23 protein-coding genes and 1 tRNA gene are annotated in these 25,139 nt (G+C 63.4%); 14 read left to right on the forward strand and 10 right to left on the reverse strand.

Annotated elements, in window-relative coordinates; all coding sequences use genetic code 11:
• Window positions 1-37: 37 nt before the first annotated feature.
• The 3 genes from KF857_07120 to KF857_07130 form a co-directional block, all read right to left on the reverse strand.
• The gene (locus tag KF857_07120) at window positions 38-3,307 is read right to left on the reverse strand and encodes a hypothetical protein (protein ID MBX3111765.1); all 3,270 of its coding nucleotides are present in this window, start codon (window positions 3,305-3,307) and stop codon (window positions 38-40) included.
• Window positions 3,308-3,402: 95 nt separating this feature from the next.
• Window positions 3,403-3,885, reverse strand: a complete 483-nt coding sequence (locus KF857_07125; protein MBX3111766.1) for a DinB family protein — start codon at window positions 3,883-3,885, stop codon at window positions 3,403-3,405.
• A gap of 52 nt (window positions 3,886-3,937) precedes the next feature.
• Window positions 3,938-4,384 carry a hypothetical protein gene (locus tag KF857_07130; protein ID MBX3111767.1) on the reverse strand — a complete coding sequence of 149 codons (447 nt, stop codon included), beginning with the start codon at window positions 4,382-4,384 and terminating at the stop codon, window positions 3,938-3,940.
• A gap of 142 nt (window positions 4,385-4,526) precedes the next feature.
• Here KF857_07130 and KF857_07135 point away from each other — a divergent pair, with 142 nt between their 5' ends.
• Window positions 4,527-4,931 carry a DUF4332 domain-containing protein gene (locus tag KF857_07135; GenBank protein ID MBX3111768.1) on the forward strand — a complete coding sequence of 135 codons (405 nt, stop codon included), beginning with the start codon at window positions 4,527-4,529 and terminating at the stop codon, window positions 4,929-4,931.
• 41 nt (window positions 4,932-4,972) lie between these two features.
• Here the strand turns inward: KF857_07135 and KF857_07140 are convergent, their stop codons facing one another.
• Window positions 4,973-6,430 carry a DUF853 family protein gene (locus KF857_07140; protein MBX3111769.1) on the reverse strand — a complete coding sequence of 486 codons (1,458 nt, stop codon included), beginning with the start codon at window positions 6,428-6,430 and terminating at the stop codon, window positions 4,973-4,975.
• 61 nt (window positions 6,431-6,491) lie between these two features.
• Here KF857_07140 and KF857_07145 point away from each other — a divergent pair, with 61 nt between their 5' ends.
• From KF857_07145 to KF857_07155, 3 genes are all read left to right on the forward strand, one after another.
• Complete coding sequence (locus KF857_07145; GenBank protein MBX3111770.1) at window positions 6,492-7,442, forward strand: hypothetical protein; 951 nt, start codon at window positions 6,492-6,494, stop codon at window positions 7,440-7,442.
• Between the two features lie 87 nt (window positions 7,443-7,529).
• Entirely contained in the window at window positions 7,530-8,420 is an 891-nt protein-coding gene (locus KF857_07150; protein ID MBX3111771.1) for a zinc metalloprotease, read from the forward strand.
• A gap of 78 nt (window positions 8,421-8,498) precedes the next feature.
• The gene (locus tag KF857_07155; GenBank protein ID MBX3111772.1) at window positions 8,499-8,969 is read left to right on the forward strand and encodes a 6-carboxytetrahydropterin synthase; all 471 of its coding nucleotides are present in this window, start codon (window positions 8,499-8,501) and stop codon (window positions 8,967-8,969) included.
• Window positions 8,970-9,137: 168 nt separating this feature from the next.
• Here KF857_07155 and KF857_07160 read toward each other — a convergent pair whose 3' ends face one another.
• Window positions 9,138-9,899: a DUF1559 domain-containing protein gene (locus tag KF857_07160; GenBank protein ID MBX3111773.1), complete on the reverse strand. Its 762-nt coding sequence runs from the start codon at window positions 9,897-9,899 to the stop codon at window positions 9,138-9,140.
• Window positions 9,900-10,144: 245 nt separating this feature from the next.
• Between KF857_07160 and queC the strand changes: the two genes are divergently transcribed.
• Window positions 10,145-10,825 carry a 7-cyano-7-deazaguanine synthase QueC gene (queC, locus tag KF857_07165; GenBank protein MBX3111774.1) on the forward strand — a complete coding sequence of 227 codons (681 nt, stop codon included), beginning with the start codon at window positions 10,145-10,147 and terminating at the stop codon, window positions 10,823-10,825.
• Window positions 10,812-11,507 carry a 7-carboxy-7-deazaguanine synthase QueE gene (locus KF857_07170; GenBank protein ID MBX3111775.1) on the forward strand — a complete coding sequence of 232 codons (696 nt, stop codon included), beginning with the start codon at window positions 10,812-10,814 and terminating at the stop codon, window positions 11,505-11,507. The genes queC and KF857_07170 overlap by 14 nt, the downstream gene beginning before the upstream one ends.
• Window positions 11,508-11,518: 11 nt before the next feature.
• Here the strand turns inward: KF857_07170 and KF857_07175 are convergent.
• Window positions 11,519-11,595: transfer RNA gene (locus KF857_07175), tRNA-Val, on the reverse strand.
• 61 nt (window positions 11,596-11,656) lie between these two features.
• Here KF857_07175 and KF857_07180 point away from each other — a divergent pair.
• Together KF857_07180 and KF857_07185 are read left to right on the forward strand one after the other, a co-directional pair.
• Complete coding sequence (locus tag KF857_07180; protein ID MBX3111776.1) at window positions 11,657-13,255, forward strand: N-acetylmuramoyl-L-alanine amidase; 1,599 nt, start codon at window positions 11,657-11,659, stop codon at window positions 13,253-13,255.
• Between the two features lie 2 nt (window positions 13,256-13,257).
• On the forward strand, window positions 13,258-13,821 hold the full coding sequence (locus tag KF857_07185) for a GerMN domain-containing protein (protein MBX3111777.1): 564 nt from the start codon (window positions 13,258-13,260) through the stop codon (window positions 13,819-13,821).
• On the opposite strand, the gene KF857_07190 is transcribed toward KF857_07185, so the two are convergent.
• A complete protein-coding gene (locus KF857_07190) occupies window positions 13,793-14,359 on the reverse strand; it encodes a phosphatase PAP2 family protein (protein MBX3111778.1) in 567 nt (188 codons plus the stop codon). The genes KF857_07185 and KF857_07190 overlap by 29 nt on opposite strands.
• A 63-nt stretch (window positions 14,360-14,422) precedes the next feature.
• On the opposite strand from KF857_07190, the gene KF857_07195 reads away from it, so the two are divergent.
• Window positions 14,423-16,270: an ADP-ribosylglycohydrolase family protein gene (locus tag KF857_07195; GenBank protein MBX3111779.1), complete on the forward strand. Its 1,848-nt coding sequence runs from the start codon at window positions 14,423-14,425 to the stop codon at window positions 16,268-16,270.
• A gap of 267 nt (window positions 16,271-16,537) precedes the next feature.
• On the opposite strand, the gene KF857_07200 is transcribed toward KF857_07195, so the two are convergent.
• Together KF857_07200 and pyrF are read right to left on the reverse strand one after the other, a co-directional pair.
• A complete protein-coding gene (locus tag KF857_07200; GenBank protein ID MBX3111780.1) occupies window positions 16,538-17,542 on the reverse strand; it encodes an A/G-specific adenine glycosylase in 1,005 nt (334 codons plus the stop codon).
• The gene (pyrF, locus tag KF857_07205) at window positions 17,526-18,230 is read right to left on the reverse strand and encodes an orotidine-5'-phosphate decarboxylase (GenBank protein ID MBX3111781.1); all 705 of its coding nucleotides are present in this window, start codon (window positions 18,228-18,230) and stop codon (window positions 17,526-17,528) included. The genes KF857_07200 and pyrF overlap by 17 nt, the downstream gene beginning before the upstream one ends.
• Before the next feature lie 46 nt (window positions 18,231-18,276).
• Between pyrF and KF857_07210 the strand changes: the two genes are divergently transcribed.
• The 4 genes from KF857_07210 to KF857_07225 all read left to right on the forward strand — a co-directional run bounded on the left by KF857_07210 (window position 18,277) and on the right by KF857_07225 (window position 21,920).
• Window positions 18,277-19,710: an aldehyde dehydrogenase family protein gene (locus KF857_07210; protein MBX3111782.1), complete on the forward strand. Its 1,434-nt coding sequence runs from the start codon at window positions 18,277-18,279 to the stop codon at window positions 19,708-19,710.
• A 91-nt stretch (window positions 19,711-19,801) separates the two neighbouring features.
• A complete protein-coding gene (locus KF857_07215) occupies window positions 19,802-20,374 on the forward strand; it encodes a PEP-CTERM sorting domain-containing protein (protein ID MBX3111783.1) in 573 nt (190 codons plus the stop codon).
• Window positions 20,375-20,574: 200 nt separating this feature from the next.
• Window positions 20,575-21,147 (forward strand): PEP-CTERM sorting domain-containing protein, encoded by a 573-nt coding sequence (locus tag KF857_07220; GenBank protein ID MBX3111784.1) that lies wholly within the window; start codon window positions 20,575-20,577, stop codon window positions 21,145-21,147.
• 200 nt (window positions 21,148-21,347) lie between these two features.
• Window positions 21,348-21,920, forward strand: coding sequence for a PEP-CTERM sorting domain-containing protein (locus tag KF857_07225; protein ID MBX3111785.1), 573 nt, complete (start codon window positions 21,348-21,350; stop codon window positions 21,918-21,920).
• Between the two features lie 56 nt (window positions 21,921-21,976).
• Here KF857_07225 and KF857_07230 read toward each other — a convergent pair whose 3' ends face one another.
• Window positions 21,977-23,110, reverse strand: coding sequence for an ABC transporter ATP-binding protein (locus KF857_07230; GenBank protein ID MBX3111786.1), 1,134 nt, complete (start codon window positions 23,108-23,110; stop codon window positions 21,977-21,979).
• 141 nt (window positions 23,111-23,251) lie between these two features.
• Here KF857_07230 and KF857_07235 point away from each other — a divergent pair, with 141 nt between their 5' ends.
• On the forward strand, window positions 23,252-25,096 hold the full coding sequence (locus KF857_07235) for a glutamate mutase L (GenBank protein MBX3111787.1): 1,845 nt from the start codon (window positions 23,252-23,254) through the stop codon (window positions 25,094-25,096).
• Window positions 25,097-25,139 lie beyond the last annotated feature (43 nt).

Consider the following 25,139-nt stretch of genomic DNA (forward strand, 5'->3'; position numbering starts at 1 on the left):
GACGACGGCGTGAAGCGCACACCACCCGCTGGGCCCATCAATCAGGCCGGACCACCACCGTCCTCGCACTCAGGAGCCTCACCGGGCCCAACAGGCCGCTCGGCAAGAGTGGCGAGTCCTTCGTGTAGTAGCGCCACGTCGCAAAGGTGGTCCGGCCTGTCTTTGGCCGAGGCTCGCCCTTCACGAGCCAGTCAGGCCATCGCTTCAGATGGTTGCCGTCAAATTCGGCGTCAGGCGGAAGTTGCTCGTCCCCGATCAAGCGGTTCGGCCAAAGGTTCGTGACGTCGATCTCGATTCTATTGGCTCCGGCCCGAAGGAGCCCCGTCACATCGAACTGCCATGGCCCCTTCCACAGCGTGCCCACGGCCTTGCCGTTCACCCGTAGCGTGGCAAAGTTCTTCACCTCACCAAGGTCAAGCCGAAGCACCCGGCCGTCAGCGACCATGGCCGCAGGTACTTGGAGCACCTTGTGGTACGTCGCCCGGCCGCTGAAGTACTTGATGCCGCTTTCAGGCCGCTTTGTCCAAGACTCCAAGTGGTCAAAGGACGCCTTTGCCGGCGCCCCCAGGCCCGGTGGGAAGGACAAGTCCCAACGGCCACCGACATCCATAACCTTTGGCCCTTCGACCTTGACATTGACCGCAGACCCCGTTCGGGTCTCGCCACGCAAGGAACCGGCGGCCCAACTTGTCACCTCGACCCGACCGTTCTTCCACCGCACGTCGTCCAAGGCGGGTTTTGACGTGTCGGGCACCTTAACCAGTTCAAGCAGACCGTTCTCCGGCACGGTCACGTCACTCTCCTTGCCGTCGACGCGGTACCGGACGTGCAACCGCTTGACGACGTTGACGACCGGGTCGCCGAACACGGCGTTGGAGGCCGGGATGACGTATTCCTGCTGGTCGGCCATCTCTTGCACCTTCTCGGTCACGTCCGTCCCGCGACCGTCGGCACTTTCATACCGCGCGGAAAGGATCTCGACATGGGGTGGCTGAGGTTGGGATACGGCGCCCGTGTCCCGCTTTAGCGAGGTCAGCCACCAATGCTTGATCGGCCGGCGGAAGACGACGAAGACCGACTCCGACGGGCCAAGCACGAGAGGGACGGTCGTCATGCTTCCCCTGACGCTGAAGGCGACCGCGTCTTCGACCACGCCCGTCTCCGGACGCCACAGTTCCGGCTGCATGCCCCCGACCCGGAACGTCGCTTCGGGGTGGACCCACCGGTCGCCTTGGTTGCTGACGAAATAGACCTCGGCGTCACCGACCCGACGGTGGCAATACGCCAATCGGTTGAAGTAGTTCTTAGGAGCGTAGGTGAAGTCCGGCGAGACCTTAGCGTCCAGAAACACATGGGCCAGTTTTGTGCCGCTGTAGACGCGGCCCTTGCCAAAGCTGCGGTGCTGGCCCGGGGGCAGGTCTTCCCCGCCCCAGAGTGCCGTCCCGACTTCCCTCACCTCGCGCCCCGCGTCGGGGAACCCGACCAAGCTGGGCGTGTCCTCGGGGCGGGTCCCGCAAACCGTCGCCCCGTCGGCGACCAGCGACTTGACCTTGTTCGCCACTGCGGGGGTCATGAACTTCGTGGGAGGCAGGAGAAGGACGCGGTATCGGGCCCCACTCGGCAAGACCACCATGCCGTCTACGACCTTGGCGGTCATAAGGGCACCCACGTCGCAGCCGTCGTAGTCAAAGCCGTCGGGCACCAAGCGCCGCATCTCTTGCGGCGACGGCATGTCCACCGGGGCACTTTCCCCGTAGTAGTAGAGGACGTCGGCGACGAACCGCCCCTGCTGAAGGACACTCTGGCACCGGGCGACGTACTTCAACCAGGACGCCGCTTCCCGCCACCAGGTCTGGGTGCGGTCGATGTGACTGCCCCACGGCCCCATCGTCATCCCGGGCACCTTGTCCGTCCACGGCTGCATCGCGTAGCGGTGGAAGATGTACCGGTTGAGGCCATAAGTGAACATCAGGTCGCCGAGGGCCTTGAACTTGGCAGGTTCCTCCTTCCACGCTCCCTCCGCCTCCCCCGCCGTAAAGCTCTCGGCCCCGACGACCGGCTTGCCGTAGACGTGGGCCACGCTGGCCGCCAACTTCACCGACTCGCTGGCCATGCCGTTGGGGATCCAAAACTCGCCCATGGGGATGTCGGCCTTGCTGCCCGCCTGGATGTTGTCGAAGCCCCCGTTCCCATAGGGTTCGCTGCTCGCGACCATGCCGACGGAGTGGCAAAGCTCCGCGAACCGGCCGTAGTAGTTGGTCGCGAAGAGGTCGGCGATGGTCCGACGGTAGTCCCACAGGAACCGCTCGGTCTTCTCCGGGCTGTCGACAACGAACCCGGCCAGGGCGGGAAGGTACGGCGACGGGTCATAGCCGCGAAGGCGCTTAAAATCTTCGCGCATCGCCGGGGTCCAGTTCTGCCCGCCGACCTCGTAACTGTCGATCAGGGCGTCCTTCAGCGACTTCCCTGCCAGGGGCCCGGCGTCGTGGATGACGTTGGCCATCAACCCCATCCAGTGCTTTTCGAGGGCAGACTTGCTGAGTTTGTCGACTTCGAGTCCTTCTCCCTCAGGCGGGGCCGGGTGGTTGTCCTTGCCCGTCGGCACATGGCCAAGACGTAGAATGGTCCACTCACCAGCCGGGGCGTCCCACTCCAGTTTGCCGCCGTTGAACCGGCTGGTCACGTCGACAATCTCGTTGACGGGCAGTATGGACGGGCTTAGGTCGGGCTGAAGCCCGTCCCCCCGCACAACGCCCGTCCGCGCTAAGAAGTCGTCCGGTCTCCTCTGGAACGGGGACGACCCCTTGACCGCAAACACAGCGATGTCCTTGCTATACGCGACGTCCGCATAAACCTGGGGGGCCTTGACGGGCGGCAACGTCATGGAAACATGGCGTCCGCCCTCGGTCACGACAGTAGACCAGGCGACGACCTGCATCGCGTCCTCCGGCTTGATCCACGGCCCTCCGCTACTGCTCCATCCCGCGCAGTTGTGAATGCAGAGTTCAATGCCGAGCCGGTCGGCCTCTTTCACCGCCCAAGCGGTGAGTTCACGCCATAGCTTGCCGTTGTAGCCCGCCGGCCCGGCGGGAATGCTTTGGTCGACGGTGAACATTTGCGCGCCACCGATGCCCGCCTCCTTCATCGCCTCCAAGTCCTTCGTGATCCCCACCTTGGTGACGTTGCCGTTCATCCAGTGCCACCAGGTGTGGGGCCGTGCGCTGGGAGGTGGGTTCTGGAACGAGGCCTGAAGGCTGTCGACGGGGGTGGCACTCGACAAGACAAGGGCGGCAAGAGCGGCAAGCATGACGGATCCTGCCCGGCATCTTACTGGCTGCCACCGCCCTCTTTGCTAGCTGAAGGTGGCCGACGCGGCCCGGCCACCCTCAGATTCAGTCTGGCTCAACCCATGTGCCAGGCACGGTCGCCGTGGATGGTCTGGATGTAATCCAACTGGGCGGCATGCCCGCGCAGGTGGTCGGCCGGGAAGGTGATGACGTCGGCCATCCTGCGCTCACCCATTGGTGTTTGGATGGTGGCGTTGACCTGCTCGTCGGTCACGGTGTCCAGCCAGCCCTGATAGAAGGCGCAACCCTTTTCCAGGAGGGCGACCGCCTCTTCCCTCGTCTTGACATGCGACTCCTGCTCCCTCATCGAGTTCTCGATCGCCACGGGGTCGAAGCCCTCGAAGCTCATCCCGCTGGCAATCCAACCACCAAGGCCCTCGGTACCGATCCCACAATGGGCGACCAGTTCGACGGGCGTCCGGGAAGTCGGAGTCGGCGACCAGTTGATCTTGTCGTCGGGAATGTGGGAGAAGGCAGAGAGCACGCGGTTCTTAGCGCGGTCGAATTCAGCTTTTGCGGCGGCGACAATGTCGTTCACACCGCTATTCTACGTGCCGTTTTCAATTTAGTTTCCCAATTTGGAAACTTTTTTACACCTCGACCGGCTCGAAGCTGATTGTGCCGTCGGTGTTGCGGGCAAAGTAGGCGTCGATGGTCGGGATTCTAGACACGCGGTAGATGTACGCCGCCGCGCGGACGAGGTCCGCCCGCTGGACTAGTTCCATCCTAGGCTCGGCAAGACCGAGTCGAGAACTGTAGAAAGCACAACCCTGATGGGCGATCAAGACGACCCGCTTCAGCTCGTGGACATCCACCAAGAACTGCAGTTCCTCGACAATCCCCTTCTCGGCCACGGTCAGCTCGGGGTATCCGGCCAGGCATGACGGCCCTCCCGGAAGGGTCAGTCGGTCATACCGGGGCAAGAGCAGGCCGTTGTCGAGGAAGTCGTCAAACTGCGCCCCGACCCGCCCGTCGGAGCAATACATCGCGGCCGCATGGATCCGCTCCGGCTGGTAAGGGATTTTGCTTTCGTACACGAGCCGTCATCGTACCGCTGGAGCCAGGTTGCGTCCGGCCAAGGCCCGAAAGTCGCCGTCCGCAGTCTTATGGGGAACACGTGTCCGGACCGAGTAGTCTTTATCCCGGTCCGTCACCGACGGCACCTTTTTCGGAGAGAACATGGCAAAGATTGATGAAGTCGAAGGCATCGGAGCCGCATACGCGGCAAAACTGACGTCGGCTGGCGTGACCACTTTGGAAGGACTGCTCACCACGGCCGGAGCGAAGGCGGGGCGCGTGGCCTTGGCTGAGAAGACCGGCATCTCGGAGAAACTCATTCTCGAATGGGTCAACCGTGCCGACCTCGCCCGCGTCAAAGGCGTCGGGTCGGAGTACGCCGACCTGCTCGAAGCGGCCGGGGTCGACTCGGTGCCCGAGCTTGCCCAGCGCAACGCCGCCAGTCTGACCGCCAAGATGGCCGAGGTCAACGATGCCAAGAAGCTGGTCCGGTCGCTCCCGAGCGAGTCACAAGTCGCCAAGTGGATCGAGGACGCCAAGACGCTCGACCGGGTCGTCACCCACTGAAGCCCGAAGCGGCACCCTGCGACCAAGCCGCAGGGTGCCGCTCACCTGCCCTTGAAGAGGCTCCCCAAGAGCCCCCGTACCAACGATCGGCCCATCTGGGTGCCCGCCGACCGCACCACCGACTTGGCGATGTCACCGACAAAGTCCATAGCGGGGTTAGGTTCTGCCCTTTGCCGCCCCTGCCTCATAACGGGCGGGGCCGTGGCGGCGGCCTCGGCCGCTTGGGTCGCACGCGACTTCAACGCCTCAAAAGCCGATTCACGGTCGACGACCGCGTCGTAGAGGCCCTTGACCGGGCTGTTCGCCATCACCGCCTGCCGTTCCTGCGGAGTGACCACCCCCAGGCGCGACGAGGGCGGGGCGACCAGGGTGCGTTGCACGACCATAGGCGTCCCCTTGACCTCCAAGAAGGACACAAGCGCCTCACCCACGCCGAGTTGGGTGATCGCCTCAGCAGTTGAGAAGGCGGGGTTGGGACGGAACGTCTCGGCGCTCGCGCTCACCGCCTTCTGGTCGCGCGGCGTGAACGCCCGGAGGGCGTGTTGCACCTTGTTACCCAGCTGGCTCAACACCGTGTCGGGGATGTCGATGGGGTTTTGGGTGACGAAGTAGACGCCGACACCCTTCGACCGGACCAGCCTCACCACCTGCTCGATCTTCTGCAGGAGCGCGGGCGGCGCGTCGTTGAAGAGCAGGTGGGCCTCATCAAAGAAGAAGACCAGCTTGGGCTTTTCTGGGTCGCCGACCTCCGGGAGGTCTTCGAAGAGTTCGCTGACCAGCCACAACAGGAACGTGGCGTACAACCGGGGGCTCTGCATGAGCTTGTCAGCAGCGAGGATGTTGATGAACCCGCGACCATCGTAGCCGACCCGCATCAGATCGTTGAGGTTGAGCGCAGGCTCACCAAAGAAGTTCTCTGCCCCCTGTTGCTCCAAAACAAGGAGAGACCGCTGGATGGCACCGACCGTGGCGCTCGAAACGTTGCCGTACTCGGTGGTCAGTGACTTGGCATTGTCGGCGACGAATTGCAGGACAGCCCGCAGGTCCTTGAGGTCAAGGAGCAGGAGACCTTGGTCGTCGGCCAGTTTGAACGCCAGATTGAGGACACCCTCTTGCGTGTCGTTCAAGTCGAGCAGCCGGCTGAGCAGCAACGGCCCCATCTCGCTGACCGTCGTCCGGATCGGGTGTCCTTGCTCGCCAAAGAGGTCCCAGTAGACGACGGGAAAGCTCGAATACGCGATCTGATATCCGATCTCTTTGGCCCGGGCTTCCAGCTTGGGGTTGCCGCCGCCCGGCTGGCTGATGCCGCCAAGGTCTCCCTTCACGTCGGCCATGAAGACGGGGACGCCGATTCGGCTGAAGCCTTCGGCAAGGGTCTGCAGACTCACTGTCTTGCCCGTCCCCGTAGCCCCGGCGATCAGGCCGTGCCGGTTGCCGAACTTGGGGTCGAGGGCGACTTGGGCCTCTGCCTTGCCGAAAAACACGGGGTTGATGGACATATGACTCCCAATAATCTACCTGTCTGCCGGTAGTCGGCCCTGGTGTATCGTTCGGGGCGCGATGGAGACAGAGAAGCGCCCGCCATTGAGCCTGGACCAGGCGTTCCGCATGTTCTTTCTCGCATATGCCCTCGTCGCATCCGGCCTGGCTCTGGCCATGCACCTCAAGCAAGACCTGTGGGCCTGCGCGAGTTGTAGCTTTGTCGACTCCCAACCATTCGGGGCAGGGCTCGCTTGGATCGGCCCGCCCCTTCTCGCGGCCTTGCTTGTCACGACCAGAAAGGGTTGGAAGTTTGCGGCCCTGTCGCTGTCCGGCGCAGCTGTCGTCTCGTTGGGCCTCATTGCCGTCATGCTGCGGTCCGGCAACCTGTGCCCGGTGTGCCTCGCCGTCCACATCGGGGTCTTGGCGGCGGCCTTGTCGCTCCTTCCCCGCGGGGTCTGGTGGTCTTCCACGTTCTTTGGCGCCGCCCTCCTCTTCGCCAGCACCGGAGGTTGGGACAAACTATCCGACCCCGTCGGGGTCGGCGTCTTTCGACCTCGACACTGGGAGACCGTCCCGGCCGGAGACGTCGTCGTGCTCTTCAGCGACCCCGAATGCGAACGGTGCCGGCTTGCCGAGACGCGTTTGGCCGAGGACGGACAGATCACAGTCCTTCACCGCTGGACGCTCCTGCCCCACGGGCTCTACCGGACGATGAGAGCGGCCGTCGCCATCGAGGCCGCTTCGGCGGAGTTTGGCCAGTCCAAGGGTCAAGCGTTCAGGGAGGCCTTGTTCGCCAAGCCGCCTCCCTACACCGACGAGGTGATCCTCGACGCGGCGCGTGGAGTCGGGATGGAGAGGCAGTGCCGCCAATGGCTGACCACCCCGCCCGCCGCCGCCCTCCAGGCCCTTGACGACGACCAAACGACCAGCGACGAACTGGGCGTCCGGAACCTTCCTGCCGTGGCCCAACTCGACCCTCCTGACGCGTCGGGGTCACGAAGGCTCCACCTGCTCCCCCTGCCGCAATGAGAGACCGCAGAAAGTTTCGTATATCACTGTCGCGCTAAAGCAACATGGGTATACAATGCCGCCATCAACGTGGAGTTGAACTGCTATATGAAACGTTTGCCTAAGCTTCTTGGCCTCAGCGCCGCCACTGTCGTCGGCAGCCTTGCTCTGCAGAGTTGCGGAGGAAGCGGGTCGTCCATGCAATCTGACAGCCTGCAGTCCCGTGTCAGCACCGCCGTCGGCCCCGGGCCGGTTCCAACCCGGTGCTCGACCAAAGATCTCAGCGAAGCCGAAATGGAGGCCGTCGAAGCCTCACTGGTGCAGGTCGGCCCACGCACCGAGACGACGACCGTCAACGTCTACGTCCATGTCATCACGAACAGCGCCGGCGCCGGGGCGCCGACGACAACCCAAATCACCAACCAGATCTCGGTGCTGAACGCGGCGTACGCGGCGCGCGGATTCCAGTTCAACCTGGTCAGCACCGACGTGACGGCAAACAACTCGTGGTACACGGCCGGCCCTGACACCTCTGCCGAGACCCAGATGAAGAACGCCCTGCACAAGGGTGGCAAGTCTGATTTGAACCTCTACACGAACAACATGGGTGGGGGCTTGCTGGGCTGGGCGACGTTCCCGTCCAGCTACGCCGGCGCACCGAAGAAGGACGGCGTCGTCGTCTTGGCGGCCAGTCTTCCCGGCGGCACGGCCCAACCCTACAACTTGGGCGACACCGCCACCCACGAGGTCGGGCACTGGATGGGGCTCTATCACACGTTCCAGGGTGGATGTAATGGCCAAGGCGACCGAGTCAGCGACACTCCCGCGGAGAAGTCCCCTGCTTACGGTTGTCCGGTCGGGCGGAACAGTTGCAAGAACAAGGCGGGCAACGACCCGATCACGAACTTCATGGACTACACCGACGACTCGTGCATGAACAACTTCACGGCGGGTCAGGGCACTCGGATGGCCTCGATGTGGGCCACGTACCGCTCATAAGCGACCAGTCAGTGCTTCGGCCAGGGTGTCCCCCACCCTGGCCGGGCACCCACGCAAGCCCCGTGGCACAATGTCGCCGTGCCACGGTTCCTCGTCTGCAAGTCGTTCACGGTTGAAAGCGGCCACATGCTGAGCAAGCATCCGGAAAGGTGCCGCTTTCCTCACGGGCACACCCGGCGCATTGAGGTCGTCGTCTCCGCCGACTCCCTCGACGACCACGACATGGTCGTCGACTTCAAGGCGTTGTCTCTGGCTTGCGGCGCGCACATCGACCGTTTGGACCATGCCATGGCCGTCAACGCGGCCGATCCCTTACGCGAGGAGATTGAACGGGTCTATCCCGGAAGCACCGTCGTCTTTGACGACTCCGACCCGACGACCGAGGTCTTGGCAAGAGACATCTTCGACTTCCTCGACCGGGTCTTGGCCGACGGGTTCAAGGGGCTGAGTGATTCCGGTGTTCCCTACACGATTCCGGCCGGTAAGGTCTCCCTTGAACGAGTCCGAGTCTGGGAGACTCCGACCAGTTGGGCCGAGTACCGCCGATAGCGAAGGTTCCCGGCCCACCGGTTCATTTGCGCCCTGGCCCCCCTGGTGGCGGCGGGGGCGTGGGTGCCTTGATGTTTGAGTTGTCCTTGGGCGGCGCAGGGTCACATGCCACGAGGAACATGGCCACGCCCAATACCAACACAGCTAGCTTTGCGAGACGGATTCCCATCAGTTTGTCGCGCTGTATGGCTCGCCCCAATAGGTGTAGTCGAAATCCCACCATTCCGCGCCTGGCCGCTTCTTGACCTTGTCCCACGGGATGGTCTTGGCGCTGGAATCCAGGCGGACGGTCGGGATCATCTTGCGATGCGACTTCGTCGCTTCGTAGACGATGTTGTTCCAGAACGATTCGCCGGTGTAGTTCGGGTCGCAGGCCTGCCAACTGTCAAAGTAGAAGACCCCCCATCCACCGCCACGGTCGTCTCGGGTCGCGGTGAAGAGAGCGCGGGTCGAGATGTTTTCCTGGGTCGACAAATTGCGGCCAGGGGTGAAGTGATAGGTGTCCGTGTACGACTCGACTCCCGCCGCCCCGATCCGGTTGATACCGATGGTCGTGTAGCGGCCCCAGTTGAATGAGCCCGGCGACGGGGCGAGTGTGGCGACGGGGGCGCGTTGAGCCGAGTCCATCGTGATCTCACCGTTCTTCATGTAGGGCCAAAGCTCAGTCGTCCACGTGATGAACAGGCTCGAGTCGTCGCTCCACCAGTCCGCCCCGCAGTAGTTCTCGTGCGGCTCCCCGTTCGCGCACATGAACGCCCCGGGCGTCATGTCGTCGTAGTCGTTGGCATAGATGTGGACCGCGGTGCCCAACTGCTTCACATTCGAGATGGTGCTCGAAGTCTTGGCGGCAGGCTTGGCCTGGGCAAACACAGGAAAGAGGATCGCCGCCAAGATGGCGATGATCGCGATCACGACGAGAAGCTCGATCAACGTGAATCCCCGCGAGCGGGGCCCACGCCTGTCATTTGTTCTTGAGTGGACCATACAGTGCCTTCTCCGGTGCTCTGACGTGTTCGTCGTTCGAGCCCTGACCTTTCAATATTATATGGTTGAACCACAAATTTCAATCCTGATTCGCGAAACTTGGTGACCTGACCTGATCGGCCCCGACTTTGCCCAGATTGACGGTCAGCCATGGCCCGCCCGTGACCCAAGGGTGCGATAAGATCGCAACCATGAAGAAAGCCGTCGTGCTGTTCTCGGGTGGACTGGACTCGACGACTGTCCTCGCCATGGCGAGCCGGGACGGGTTCGACCCGTTTCCCCTCACCGTCGCCTATGGCCAGCGCCACCAGGTCGAGGTCGAAGCGGCCCGACGCGCCGCGGCGGCGATGGGATTTCGCGCCCCCAAAGTCGTCAACATCGACCTTACCGCTCTGGGTGGCTCGGCACTCACTGCCGACATTCCCGTCCCAAAGGACCGGGACGAAGGGTCGATGACCGACATACCGGTCACCTACGTTCCGGCCCGGAACACGGTCCTGCTCAGCCTGGCCTTGGCTTATGCCGAGGTCTTGGGGGCTGACGACATTTTTTGCGGGGTAAACGCGGTCGATTACAGTGGCTATCCCGACTGTCGGCCCGCCTTCGTCGAGGCCTTTGGGCAACTGGCCAATGTAGCGACAAAGCGGGCGGTCGAAGGTAACCGGCTGACAATGCACGCTCCCCTTCTCCACCTCACCAAGCGGCAAGTGATTGAAGAAGGCTTGCGACTGGACGTGGACTACGGCCTGACCCATTCATGCTACGACCCCGACCCGACCGGTGCGGCATGCGGGCATTGCGACTCGTGCCTCATCCGCAAGCGCGCCTTCGGAGAGCTGGGTCTGGAGGACCCTGTCCTTGTCCGGAGCTAAGCTCCGGATCGCCGAGATCTTCACCAGCATCCAGGGCGAAGGGATCTGGGCCGGCGTGCCTTCGACGTTTGTCCGCGTCTCTGGCTGCAACCTCCGGTGTGTCTGGTGTGACACGCCGTACGCCAGTTGGGCCCCCGAAGGCCCGACCCTCACCGTCGCCGAGATCATCGACACCGTCGAGGAGTTGGGCGTCCGGCATGTCGTCCTGACCGGAGGCGAACCAATGCTCTTCGAACCGATCGTCTCATTGGCCCAAGGTCTCAAGGATTTAGATCACGTCATCACCGTCGAGACGGCCGGGACGGTGTTCCGACGGCTCCCTTGCGACCTCATGTCCATCAGCCCGAAGTTGTCCAACTCCACGCCACCGAGCTCAAGCGGTTGGGCCGAGCGTCATGACCAGACCCGGTCCGACCTCACCCCCACGAGGACGCTGATCGAAACCTACGACACCCAACTCAAGTTTGTCTTGACCGAAGCCGACGGCGCCGCGGAAGTCCGGGAAATCCTTGGCCAACTGCCCCATGTCCCCCCTGACCGGGTCCTCGTGATGGCCGAAGGCGTCAATGCCGACATCCAGCACATCAGGATGCGTGAACTTGCTCCTGTCTGCCTCAAGCACGGTTGGCGCCTGTCGCCAAGGCTCCACATCGACCTCTACGGTGACACCCGGGGCACATAAGCAGGTCAAGGTGGTGGGCGATGAGGGACTCGAACCCCCGACATCCTCCGTGTAAAGGAGGCGCTCTAACCAACTGAGCTAATCGCCCGAGACATCCAGTAGGATACTCAGGGCCGGCTTTTCCACAGGGCCTGGTACAATGGCGAGGCATGCTCCGGACGTGGCTCTCAGGCCTCCTGCTTTGCGGGACGGTGGCAACGGCTTGGAGCCAGGCTCCCCAGCCAGTCAAAGTGGATTTTGGTGCCCGAGGCGCTGACGCGTCGCGGGCTTATCGTGTGGGCGACCAGTGCCTCGTCACCTTTGACCAGATCAAGTCGTGGGGTTGGAACGCCGTGTCCCACGGGCGCGACACCGATGTCAGTGCCGAGGGACGCATCTTGCGCCTGTCGACCCAGTTCGTCGCCGGCCAACCCGCGATCGACTTGGCTGAGTCGGCCGCGCAACTCGGCGCGATCGCCTACTGGAACAAGACGAGGGACACCTACAACTTCAAGGCCAGCGTCCGCAACCTAGACCTCACCAACGAAGGCTTCCAGATCGACTCCACGATCAAGGTGAGGCCCACGTTCAAGTTGGAGACCGACCCCGTCCGCCTTGTCGTCGACCTCAAGGGCGGCGAAATGTCCAGCCGGCTGACGGAAAACCTGCCGGACGGCTGGCGGATCGGCCAAGTCAACGAAGACACCGTCAGGGTCGTCGTGACGAGCCCCTACCTGGCTGGGTTTGTCCCGCCCAAGTCGCTGGAAACGCGCAATGTCCGGGTGAAGTTACCGGCCAAACTGATGGCCAACACGTCCTTGCCGAATGGTGAGCCGTTGACGATCTTGGAGCGTGTCGCGCCTCCCGGCTCCACCGGCATGCCCGTCGTCCTCGGCACCCCCAAGGTCAGCGACGGGGACGAAGGCGGCGTGGTGGTCGAAGTCCCGACCTCGCGCCGGGTGGACAACACCCCCGTCGTCCGTTATGTCACCCCCACCCAGATCGCTCTCACGATCGGGGGCGCGACCTTCGACCGTCCTGGCGAGGTCACTCAGGACAGTCGTCTGCTCAAGAGCGTCGGAACGGCGAACAGCGAGCCCAACTCCACATTGGTCTTGAGCATGAACTCAGCCAGCGCCTTCATGCTGACGACCAAGAACGACGCCCTCGTCATCCGGTTGTTCCGCCCCAAGAAGGGCAAGCTCAGCGGCAAAATCATCGTCGTGGACCCGGGCCACGGAGGAAAGGACCCCGGTTGCGACTGGGGCAACAGCCTCTTTGAGAAGGATCTCACCCTAAAAATCGGCCTTGCCACGGCCCGAGCGCTGCAGGCAGCCGGTGCGAGCGTCATCATGACCCGCGACGCGGACACGTATCCGACCCTGGGCCAACGTTCCTTGCTCGCCAACCAGAGTGAAGCAGCCGCTTTCGTCAGCATCCACATCAACTCAAACACGGTGGCGGAGACCCGGAGCGGAGGGATGACCTTTTATCACGCCCAAAACCCGGTCGGAAGGCTCCTTGCCGAGTGCATCCAAACCCAAATCGCCCGCATCGGCGTCATACCGAATATGGGGACATGGAGCGACACGCGTATTTACCGCGGCGGGTTCTCGGTCCTCCGGGAGACGAACGTGCCGGCTGTCCTCCTCGAACTCGGGTTCATCACCCACTCCCACGACCGTAGGGCCATCCAAGAGGACGGTTACGCCGAGCAAGTCGGGGCTGCTGTCGTCCGAGGATTGAAAACATACTTCGGAGAAGAGTGACCATGTCGAGCCGCACCACCACCAAAGCCGCCAACCGGGCCGCCTGGGTTTTTGTCATCCTTGGCGCGGTGACCTTGGGCGCGGTCGCGACCGTCGCCCAAATGGGCCGCGTCGTCCCTGCCGCCCTGCACAAGAAACCGCCCGTCGAAGCGACCGCGCAACCGCAACAGGCAGACAAGGCCGAAGCACCCAAGACGGAGAAGGTCAAGACCTTTAGGGTCGGGTTCACCCCGGACTTCACGACAGAGTCCCATGTTTCGGACGTGCCCCCGGGGGTCGACCCCAAGCTGTTCACCCTGAACGATTACCTGTCCCAAATCAAGGCGGTCCCCCAAGAGGCTCGTGTCCAATCGGTGACTGTCTCCGACGGAGTGGCGACCATTGACTTTCCTCCCGCCCTACGCCATGGCTACGGCACGGAGGACGAGCAGATGGTCGTCGAAGGTATCTGCCGGGTCATGGGCCAGTTCCCCGAAGTCAAGTGGGTGAAGTTCACGATTGACGGGCAGTCCGTGGACACGTTGGGCAACATCGACCTCAGTCGGCCCCTTGCGGTGACTCGCTGACGTCCGGTTCGACGGCCGGTCGCTTGCCCGGCCAGATCCTTAGGCTCAGCTTGGTGAGGGACCATGCCACCAAGGCACCGACGGCCCAGCCCAACAAGACCTGCGACGGAAAGTGGACGCCCACATAGATCCGGGCCAGCCCGGTCATCAGTGAGACGACGAGCCACGCCGTGCCCCACCGGCGGTCGACCATCATGAAGGCCACGGCCACCGCCATGGTGCTTGCCGCATGGGCCGAAGCCGTGCCGTACCCGTGGCCCCCCTCGACCCTCGCGACAACCTCCGTCGCGAGCTCCACCGTCGGACGCAGACCCTTGAGCCCCGACTTCAGCAAGTTGCACAAGGCGTCGGACAGAAGCCAGGCCGACACGCCCACCAACGCGGCCCGGCGCAACTTTGCTTGAACCAGGCACGTCACGAACAGTGCCAGGAAAAGCAGGCGCACAGCCCAGTTTTTGTTCCCTTCGCTCAACCCGACGAAGAGCGGGGCCCACGACTGCGGCCAGCCGTATATCTGCCGGAACAGCCAGACGTCCAAGCTGTGCACCGCCTATTCTGGTCAGCGGGCCCCGGTCGCCACCGGGACACAATGGAGCACACCATGTCGGAACTGGTACGCCAAGCGGTGAAGGGCGCCGTCGTCGGCTGGACCCTGGGGGCCGCGCAACGAGGCAAGAAGGCGTACACCCGCCTGACGTTCTACGACCCCGTCCCCCTTCGGATGGCCCAGTCCGACGCTTTGGACGCCTGGCACCTCTGGGCGGCGCACCTGCGCGGCGGCAAGTCGCCGGAGACCCTGGCCGACACCTGGTCGGCGTGTTGGCGCGGGAGGTCCGAGGAAGGCGGTTTTGGGCTGATGAACCTGCGCCGCGGCTTGCGGCCCGGCCTGTCAGGGGCGTTTGCAAACCCTTTGGGCGAAGGAAGCGAAGCCATGGGTCGAGCCGTGTTCTGGGGCTTGGCGTTCCATGGCGACCCGGCCACCGCGGCCCGGTGGGCAGTGGCTGACGCGAGCATCGACCACTTTGGCGACGGTGTGTCCGTGCCCGCGGTCGTGGCCTGGTGGGTCGCGGCGGCCCGGCCGGGGACGTCAGTGACCGAACTGGTCGCGGCGGCCAACGCGATCTTGCCGGTCGAGAGCTTGGCGACACGTTCCGTCCAGGCGGCCCTTGCCAAGTCAGGTGACCCCGACGCGGCCAAGAACCTCCTGCTGACTCTTCCCGTCCAGCTGGGCTTGGTCGACCCCTCCCACGCAGCCCTGACCCTCTGCTGGGTCCTGTGCGGCCTGTCGGCGGGTTCCGGGACGTGGGGCACCGCGCCGTTGGTCGCCGCCGGTTGTGGCGCCGCGTCCGACCATGGCGGACTTGTCGCCGGTACATTGGCCACCCTCCTTTCCGGAACCGTGCCCGACGAATGGACGGGGGTCTTGGGCGACGACTATGTCTCCGGCCACGCTCTTTCCGGGATAGACGCCAGCCGCACCCTGACCGCCTTGGCTGACTTGGTCCCGGAAACGGCGGTGCCGACCCAAGCCGAGGTTGTCACGGACTCCGTCGTCCCTGTCGATCAAGGCGGAGCCCCGCAGACCCCGCTGCCGCCCACCCCAGGGCCAGAGATTGCGGCCCTCGTCGCCGCGACGGCCAAGACCTTGACGGCCCGGGTCGGGGACGCCCAAGTCGACGTCATCTACCACTCGCCTCCTGCGGTGAAGGCGGGTGGGTCGCTCCAGCTCCAGGTCGTTGTCACCAACAAGAGCGAGGCGGACTTGGCCATTGAGCCTCGCCTGTCCGTTCCGGACGGGTGGCAAGTGGCCCACCGGTTGGCGCCGTTCCGGGCGCAGCCGGGCAAATCGACCTCGTTCGTCCTTGTCGCCCAGGCCCCCGCGGACTGGTCGCCCCGGCCAGAACAGATCACCCTGCACCTCGGCGAAGCTGATTTCCCCATGCCTGTCCTTGCCGCCGAGCAGTGGTACGTCATCGGTCCCTTCGCCAACACCGAAGACTTGGGCTATGAGAAGGTCTATGCCCCCGAGACGGAGCAGCGGGCCGACCAGGCCCTGAGTTCGCGGAGCGGACTTCCCCTCCGGTGGCGGGCCGAACACCTGCCCGGCACCGCCTTCGAGGTGGAGCCCTATTTCGAAGGCGGGCCAGGAGTCGTCTACCTCTTTGCCACCGCCCACCTGCCCCGCCCGGGTCACCACCGTGTCTTCGCCGCATGCGACGCGGGGGTGATGGTCTGGGTCGACGGCAAGAAATGTGTGGGCTATTTCGATAGGACCAAACCCGTCCCGCGCTTTGGTCCGCCTTATATTGGAGAGTGTCAGGTTTCCGACGCGACGACCGTGCTCGTCAAAGTCGTCCGCGGCCGAGAACCGGTCGGCACTTTGTATCTGTCCTTCTATAACGAGGACGGCGAAGTGGTCAGTCTGTCTGGTTTTGGCGTGTTGACATGAACCTTGCAAGTCATGTGGCCCGGCGCATTTGGGCCGGGATGCTGTGGGTGATGCGACGCCGAGGCGTCCGTCGCCTTCAGCGCCGTATGATAAGCACTGTCCCTGCCCGGATCCGGCCCCGGTTCTATTCCATGTTCTTGGCCCAAGAGCGGTTTGCCCGGCGTCACGGGCTGAGGATCTTGACCCTGGTCGTCGGGCTGTTCTTCATCAGCGTGGCGTTCAGCATGGTCTACGCCGGCTTGACTGAGGTCTTCAACCGGGGCTGGATCAGACTTCCCGAAGCCCAGGAAGAGCCGGTGCGTTCTGCGCCAATTCCCAAGCCCTTGCATACAGAGCCGGCAACGCCAGCGAGCGAACCTCAGCCGTATCGCACCAACGGTAGCCTGCTGTCCGACCGCTGACCTTGGTCAAGGTCACCGCCATGGTGAGTCGGTGGCGGGTCACGGTGTGCCGGACAGTGCCAAGGACTTGGTCGTCCGGTGACGGCGGGGTTTCGTCCGTCGGAAACCGCCACATGCCTTCCCACCACCCCCCAGGGGCGACCCGCTCGACCGCCCAATGACCGTCATGGGTGGTCATCCGGCACGTCCAAGCAAGTTGGACGACTGGAGCCTTGGGGGGCTTGGTCGGGAGGCTCGAGGGGTCACCGGCGTTGGCGGCCCCGCACCACCGGCGCACCGGGCACCTGCCACAGTCAGGGTTGCGAGGGGTGCAAACCAAGGCACCCAGTTCCATGACCGCCTGGTTCCAGTCACCCGGGCGTTCGGCCAGAAGTTGGTCTCCCGCCCAAGTCATGGCGGCCTGCTTCAGCTTGGGCCCCGACGCCGGGTCATTGTTCAAGCGGGCATAGACCCGTTCGACGTTGCCGTCCACGACCGGCACTGGCTCACCAAAGGCGATGCTCGCCACAGCGGCGGCGGTGTACCCCCCGACTCCCGGCACCTGCCTCCAGCCCGACGCGTCGGTCGGGACACCGTCGGCGACCATCTTTCGGGCTCCGGCCAGCAACGACCTGGCCCTCCGGTAGTAGCCGAGCCCTTGCCAGAGGGCCAGCACCTCGTCTTCGTCTGCTTCGGCGAGCGACTGGATGTCGGGAAACCGTTCCAACCATCGGCGCCAGTACGGGACGACGACGCCGACGGTGGTCTGCTGGGCCATCGCCTCACTGACCCAGACCGAATACGGGTCGCGGGTCTGTCGCCACGGCAGGTCGCGGCGTTCGGCGTCGTACCAGGCCGAGAGGGCGGCCTGAAACTCAGACCGGGGCGACATCCAACCCGAGTTCGGCCAACGCCCGCACGGGGTCGGAGTGCGAGGTCAGGGCACGACCGATGACCATGTAGTCGGCCCCGGCCTCGATGGCCGCCCGGCCGTCTCCCACCCGGCGCTGGTCGTTGGTCTCGCCGTGGGCCGGGCGGATGCCCGGAGTGACGATCACGCCATGGCCGATGTGGGCTCGGATCTCCCTGGCCTCGTGGACGGAACAGACGACCCCGTCCAGGCCACAATTGACCCCCATCCCGCTCAAGACCGACATGTGCTCGATGACCGACCGGGGCGTGCCTAAATAATCGTGAAGGTCGTGCTCGTTCAGCGAGGTCAGCACCGAGACGCCGACCAAGATCGGAGCCTCGTCGATCGCATGGGCGCGCGCCTCCTCGACCGCGGCGGTCACCATCGCCGGCCCGCCGCTCAAGTGGATGGTCAGCATCCAAACCCCGCGCTTGGCGGCTTCCCGTACTCCGATCGCGACCGAGTTCGGGATGTCATGGAACTTGAGGTCGAGGAACACGCGCTCGGCCCCCGCGTCGCGGAGGCGGTCGATGACGTCGAGCCCGTGGGGCAATGTCAGCCCGTGACCGATCTTGAACGCCCCACAGAATTGTTTCAACCGCTTGACCGTGGAGAGAGCTTCATCCAGGTCCCCCGTGTCAAGCGCGCAAATGATCTTATGCCTCATGATTGCGAACCCACTGTCACGCTCCGAGGGGAGGTGTAATTCCAGTATGTTACACCGAGACCTCCTCGTCGCAGGCCGGCTCGTCAAAGGGACTGGGGTCGAGACGGTGTTTTCACCGTGGGACGGCCGCGAGGTCGGCACCGTGGCGGTCGCCGGCCCCGACGAAGTCGAGTCGGCCCTGGCCAGTGCGGCCCAGACGGCCCCAGCCTGGGGCACCGCCCCCGTCCGCGAACGACAGGCCTTGCTTCGCCGTGTCGCACAGATTCTGAGGGACAGAGCGGACGAATGGGTCCAGTCGATGGTCGAAGAGATTGGCAAGCCGGTGAGGGCCGCCCGAGGCGAAATCCTGCGCGCCTCCATCACCTTCGACCTTGCCGCCGACGAGCTGACCCGGCCGACCGGCGTGGTGATCCCGGCCGACTTTGACCCTCGGGGAGACGGCGTCTCGATCAAGACCGGGCGGTTCCCTGTCGGGGTGGTCCTCTGCATCACACCGTACAACTGGCCGTTCAACCTGGCCGCCCACAAGGTAGCCGCCGCGCTGGCGGCGGGCAACACGGTCGTCGTGAAGTCACCGTCCCTGGCTCCGTTCTGCGGCCAGGCCTTGGCCCATATCCTGGACGAAGCGGGCTGCCCGCCCGGGGTCGCCCAGATCCTGAACTGTGACAACACCCTGGCCGAGCGAATTGTCCGCGACGACCGGGTCGCGGTGGTCAGCTTCACCGGGTCGTTACGCGTGGGCAGGCACATCCAAGCCACGGTGCCCCACAAAAAGGTCTTGTTGGAGTTGGGCGGCGACGCCTATGTCCTTGTCGGGCCCGACGCCGACCTAGATGACGCGGCGGCCAGGACGGTGGCCAGCGCTTACGGCTACGCCGGTCAGGTCTGTGTCTCGACCCAGCATGTCCGGTGCCACGAGGCCGTCTACGGGCAGTTCGTCGAAGTGCTGACGCGCCGTACGGATAGTGTCCCGACCGGCGACCCCGCCCTCGATGGCACCGTGTGCGGTCCCCTTGTCAACGTGACGGCGGCAGACCGCGTCATGGAGTGGGTCGAAGAGGCCGAGTCGGTGGGGGCCAGGGTCCTGGCCGGAGGCCACCGCGTCGGCAACACGGTATGGCCGGCATTGCTCGCCGACGTTCCCGGCTCCGTGCGCCTCGCCACCGAGGAAGTCTTCGGCCCGGTGGCGACCGTCGCGCCGTTTGGGACTTGGAGCGAAGCGTTTGCGATGGTCAACGCGTCTCGGTTCGGGCTGCAAGCTGGCGTGTTCACCAGAGACCTCCACGTGGCCGAGGCTGCCTTCCATCAACTCCGCGTCGGAGGGGTCGTGGTGAACGACGCCCCCTCACTCCGGTTTGACAATATGCCCTATGGGGGAGACCACGATAGCGGCAACACGCGCGAGGGCGTCCGATACGCCATGGCCCAACTGGCCACTACCCGCGTCCAACTGGTCCGGTCTTCTGACTTACATCGCTAGCATCTTGACTAGGTTTTCGCAGGAATGCGCTGTTTGCTTCGATAGTTGCATCAGCATTGATCTCGTTCAGCTTATGCTGAAGGTCATGAACATGAAAAGCATCTTTGCCCTATCTCTCGTTGCTGTCGTCGCGGCGGCAAATGCCGCGGTCATCTACGACAGCACTCCTGGTGACTCTTTGACAACCCGCGATAGCGAATACATGCCGGCGCTCCACCTCACCAACACAAATGCGGGCATCGTCCACATCAGCAAGGCGACATTCTACGGTGAGTTGACGTCGTCCAACGACAACGTCAAGTTCTTCCTCGCCGACGGAGACGGTTCAATCCTCGATTCCGTGGTCGTCAACATGGACAGCATCGGCGTTGGACTTTACGGCACAAACGTCAACTGGGATCTGGCGGCGGGCCAGAGCTACTATATCGGGGCGACGACTCAGAGTGGTTCGGCCAACTTTGGTTACGACGCGAACTTTGACACCCAAAACGGACTGCAAAGCCTGGCCAACGGCAACTTCAATGGATATGCCGACCCAGTGTTTGCTGGTGACTTTGGCGGCCGAATGGCCTGGCAGCTTGAGTCCGTGCCGGAACCGGCCTCGATGTCCGTCCTTGCTCTCGCTGGCCTTGGCCTCCTGAAGCGCAACCGCAAGGGCAACTGACCCATGCTACATGGGCCCGGCCGCTCGCCGGGCCCCCAAGAACTGTCACAGAATCATCGGACCGCCGAGATTGTGCCAATTGGTCCGGTGTTCTGATTTACGTCACTAGCATCTTGGCTTGGTTCTTTCCTGATTGTGCTCATTGATTCGACAGTTGTAGTAATAATGATGTCTGATCAGCTTTTGCTGAAGGTGATGAAATGAAAAGCATTCTTGCCGTATCACTCCTTGCTGTCGTCGCGGCAGCTCATGCCGCTGTCATCTATGACAGCACTCCTGGCGACTCTATGACAACCCGCCACGACTCAGAAATGCCGGCGCTCCACCTCACCAACACCAATGCGGACACTGTCCACATCACCAAAGTGACCTTCTATGGTGAATTGACGTCGACCAAGGACAAAGTCAAGTTCTTCCTCGCCGACGGAGCCGGTGCAATCCTCGACACCGTGGTCCGAAATATGAGCAGCATCGGTGTTGGGCTCTACGGCACCGATGTCAATTGGGACCTGGCGGCAGGCCAAAGCTACTACATCGGCGCGACGACCCAGAGTGGTGCGGCCAACTTCGGTTTCGACACCACCTTTGACACCCAAAACGGACTGCAGACCTTGGCCAACGGCAACTTCAATGGATTTGGCATCCCAGATTACGCTGGTGACGCTGGCGCCCGGATGGCCTGGCAGCTTGAGTCCGTGCCGGAACCGGCCTCGATGTCCGCCCTTGCTCTCGCTGGCCTTGGCCTCCTGAAGCGCAACCGCAAGGGCAACTGACCCATGCTACAAGGGCCCGGCCACTCGCCGGGCCCCCAAGAACTGCCACAGAATTATCGGACCGCCAACTCGGTCTCGCCGGCCGGTGCACCGACTTACTGCACTAGCATCTTGACTTGGATTTCGCAAACATGGGCTGATTGCTTCGATAATTGCATCAACAATGGTCTCTGTTCAGCTTATGGCTGAAGGTGATGAAAATGAAAAGCATCCTCGCCCTATCACTCCTTACTGTCGTCGCGGCAGCAAATGCCGCTGTCATCTATGACAGCACTCCTGGCAGCTACTTGACAAACCGCAGCGGCGGATACATGCCGGCCCTCCACCTCGCCAACACAAATGCGGGCAACGTCCACATCAGCAAGGCGACATTCTACGGCGAGTTGACGTCGTCCAACGACGACGTCAAGTTCTTCCTCGCCGACGGAGCCGGTTCAATCCTCGACTCCGTGGTCGTCAACATGAACAGCATCGGCGTTGGGCTCTACGGTACCAACGTCAATTGGAATCTCGCGGCGGGCCAGAACTACTACATCGGGGCGACGACCCAGAGTGGTTCGGCCAACTTCGGTTACGACACCACCTTTGACATCCAAGGCGGACTGCAGACCTTGGTCAACGGCAACTTCAATGGATTTGCCAACCCAGTGCTCGCTGACAACGCTGGTGCCCGGATGGCCTGGCAGCTTGAATCCGTGCCGGAACCGGCCTCGATGTCCATCCTTGCTCTCGCTGGCCTTGGCCTGCTGAAGCGCAACCGCAAGGTTAACTGACCCATGCTACAAGGGCCCGGCCACTCAGGGCCGGGCCCCCATGAACTGTCACAGAATCATCGGACCGCCATCTCGGTCTCGCCGTCGAAGATGTGGATCTTGTCCAGATCGACGGCAAACTGGGCCGAGGTGCCCGCTTCAATACGAGAAGACGGGTCGAGGGTCGCCGTGATGTGGAGGTCGCCAGCGACGAGATACGCGGTGTCCTCGGCGCCCAGTTTCTCCAAAACGTCCACGACGGCGGTGAAGGTGTTCTCATTGGTGACGGGCACCTTCGACAACGTGGCGTCGTAAATGTCCTCCGGACGGACGCCCAAAGTGACCTTCTTGCCCTCGTGGCCCAAAGCGGCATGGCCAGCCTTTAGGCCGAAGTTCATGCCCCCGCCGACAAAGTGGCCTCCTTCAACCCGGCCTTCGACGAAGTTCATCGGCGGTGCGCCGACAAACCCCGCCACGAACTTGTTCGCCGGCAGGTTATAGACGTTCTCAGGCTCGTCGACCTGCTGGAGGACGCCGTTGCTCATGACGGCGATCCGTTGGCCCATTGTCATGGCCTCCACTTGGTCGTGGGTGACGTAGATGGTCGTGATGCCGAGGTCGCGGTGCAGCCGGATCAGTTCCGCCCGGGTCTGGATGCGGAGTTTGGCGTCGAGGTTGGAAAGCGGCTCGTCCATCAAGAAGACCTTCGGCTTGCGCACAATGGCGCGGCCCAATGCGACACGCTGCCGTTGACCGCCGGAAAGCTCCTTCGGCTTCCGGGCGAGCAGGTGCCCGATGTCCAGCATCTTGGCGGCCTCCTTGACGCGGTTGTCAATGTCGGTCTTGATCTTCTTTGCTTCCCCGGCGTTGGTGATTTGCCAGAAGAATCCCTTGAGCTCCCGCAGTTTGAGGCCGAACGCGATGTTCTCGTACACCGTCATGTGGGGGTAGAGCGCGTAGTTCTGGAACACCATGGCGATGTCGCGGTCCTTGGGGGGGACGTCGTTGACCTTGAGGTCGCCGATGTGGAGGTCGCCGTCGGTGGCCTCCTCAAGTCCGGCGATCATGCGGAGCGCGGTGGTCTTGCCGCAACCCGACGGGCCGACGAGCACCATGAACTCCTTGTCGTTGATCGCGAGGTTGAGGTTATCGACCGCCTTGACATCCTTGCCAAAGACCTTGGAAATGTTCTTGAACGTGACTCCAGCCAACTCTGGTGCTCCTGACGACCGCTGAGCCGCGGTGGTCGGATTATAGCCCGGTCGAGGCGGCGCTTGCCAAACTCCAGTTGACGCTTCCTCTTGACGGCACAGAGTCCCACTGCCGCCGATCCTGCCATAATCGACGGCACCATGTCGGAAGACATCAAGCGTATCGTCGCCACTGACTGCGGCTCGACAACTACCAAAGCCATCTTGATCGAGCGCAACAAGGACGGCGATTACCGCCTGGTCGCCCGTGGTGAAGCGCCCACCACCGTCGAGCGACCGTTCGAAGATGTCACCGTCGGCGTCCTCAACTCGATGGCCGAACTCGAAGAGATCACCGAGGCCGAGGTGCCCGAGGGCTTTGAGAAGGGTCGTCGGTCACTCGTCAAGGACGGTCATGTCTGGCGGCTGACCAAGGAAGGCTGTCGGACAGAGGAGCGCAAAAACCCGCTTGAGGCCAGCGACCTTTACGTCAGCACCAGCTCGGCCGGCGGCGGCCTCCAGATGATGGTCGCCGGGGTCGTCAAGGAGATGTCCGCGGAAAGCGCCGAACGGGCCGCCCTCGGTGCCGGGGCGATCCTCATGGACACCCTCGCCGTCAATGACGGCCGCAAGGACTTCCAACGGGTCGAGAGGCTGCGCCAGCTCCGGCCCGACATCATCCTCATGTCCGGCGGTACCGACGGCGGCACCAAGTCGCACTTGGTCGACATGGCGGAGGTGATCCGGCGCGCCGACCCCCGACCGCGGTTCGGGGACATGAAGTTGCCGATCATCTTTGCCGGAAACACCCAAGCCCGCGAGGAAGTCCGCGAGGTCTTGGGCGAGCACATCGCCCTCAAGGTCGTCGACAACATCCGGCCGACCATGGACAGCGAAAACCTTGGCCCGGCCCGCGACGAGATCCACGAGCTCTTCCTGGAGCACGTCATGCAGCAGGCCCCGGGCTACTCCAAGCTGCTCGACTGGGCCAGCGAAGAGGTCATGGCGACGCCGAACGCGGTCGGCAAGCTCATGCTCAGCTATGCCCAACAGGAGGGCATCAACATCCTCGGCGTCGACATTGGTGGCGCGACCACCGACGTGTTCAGCGTCTTCCAAGAGACTTACAACCGCACCGTTTCGGCCAACTTAGGCATGAGCTACTCGATCTGCAACGTGCTCAAAGAGGCGGGGACGGAGAACATCGCCCGCTGGTTGCCGTTTGAGATCGACCCCTACGAGACGCGCAACCGCCTGCGGAACAAGATGATCCGCCCGACGACCATCCCCCAGACCTACGAAGACCTGTTGATCGAGCACGCCGTTTCGCGAGAGGCCCTGCGCCTTGCCTTCTTGCACCACAAGTCGCTGGCCCGGTCGCTCAAGGGCGTCCAACAACAGCGCGACATGGGGCAGATCTTTGAGCAAAAGACCACCGGCGAGACGCTCATCAAGATGATGGACCTCGACATGGTCATCGGCTCTGGGGGCGTCCTTTCCCATGCCCCGAGACGGGCCCAATCGGCCCTCATGATGCTCGACGCCTACGAACCTGAGGGCATCACGATGCTCACGGTGGACTCGATCTTCATGATGCCGCACCTGGGTGTGCTCAGCGAGCACTTCTTCGAGGCGGCGCGACAGGTGTTCGAGTACGACTGTATCGTGAAGTGCGGCCACTGCGTCGCCCCCGTCGGCGCAGGAAAGCCGGGTGAGACGATGGTGACGGTCACCGGCTCCGGAGTGAACGAGACCGTCACGGTCGGGCAGCTCAAGGTCATTCCGCTTGGTCGAGGTGAGTTCCTCGACGCGACGGTCACCCCGGCGGCGAACTTTGACGTCGGCGCCGGTAAGGGCAAATCTGTGTCCGTCAAGCTGGAGGGCGGCACAGTGGGTGTCATGATCGACGGCCGGGGACGTCCGTTCAAGTTGCCCGAGGACAACGCCACGAGGATCGCCAAGTTACGAGAATGGCTTGGCGCAATGGGCTTGCCGTTGCCGTCCTAGGGTGCTCCCAGTCCCGCCTGCAGCGCGGGCAGCCGGTAGCATG

The sequence above is a fragment of the Fimbriimonadaceae bacterium genome (assembly GCA_019638795.1).
In the GTDB taxonomy this organism is placed as follows: Bacteria; Armatimonadota; Fimbriimonadia; order Fimbriimonadales; family Fimbriimonadaceae; genus JAHBTB01.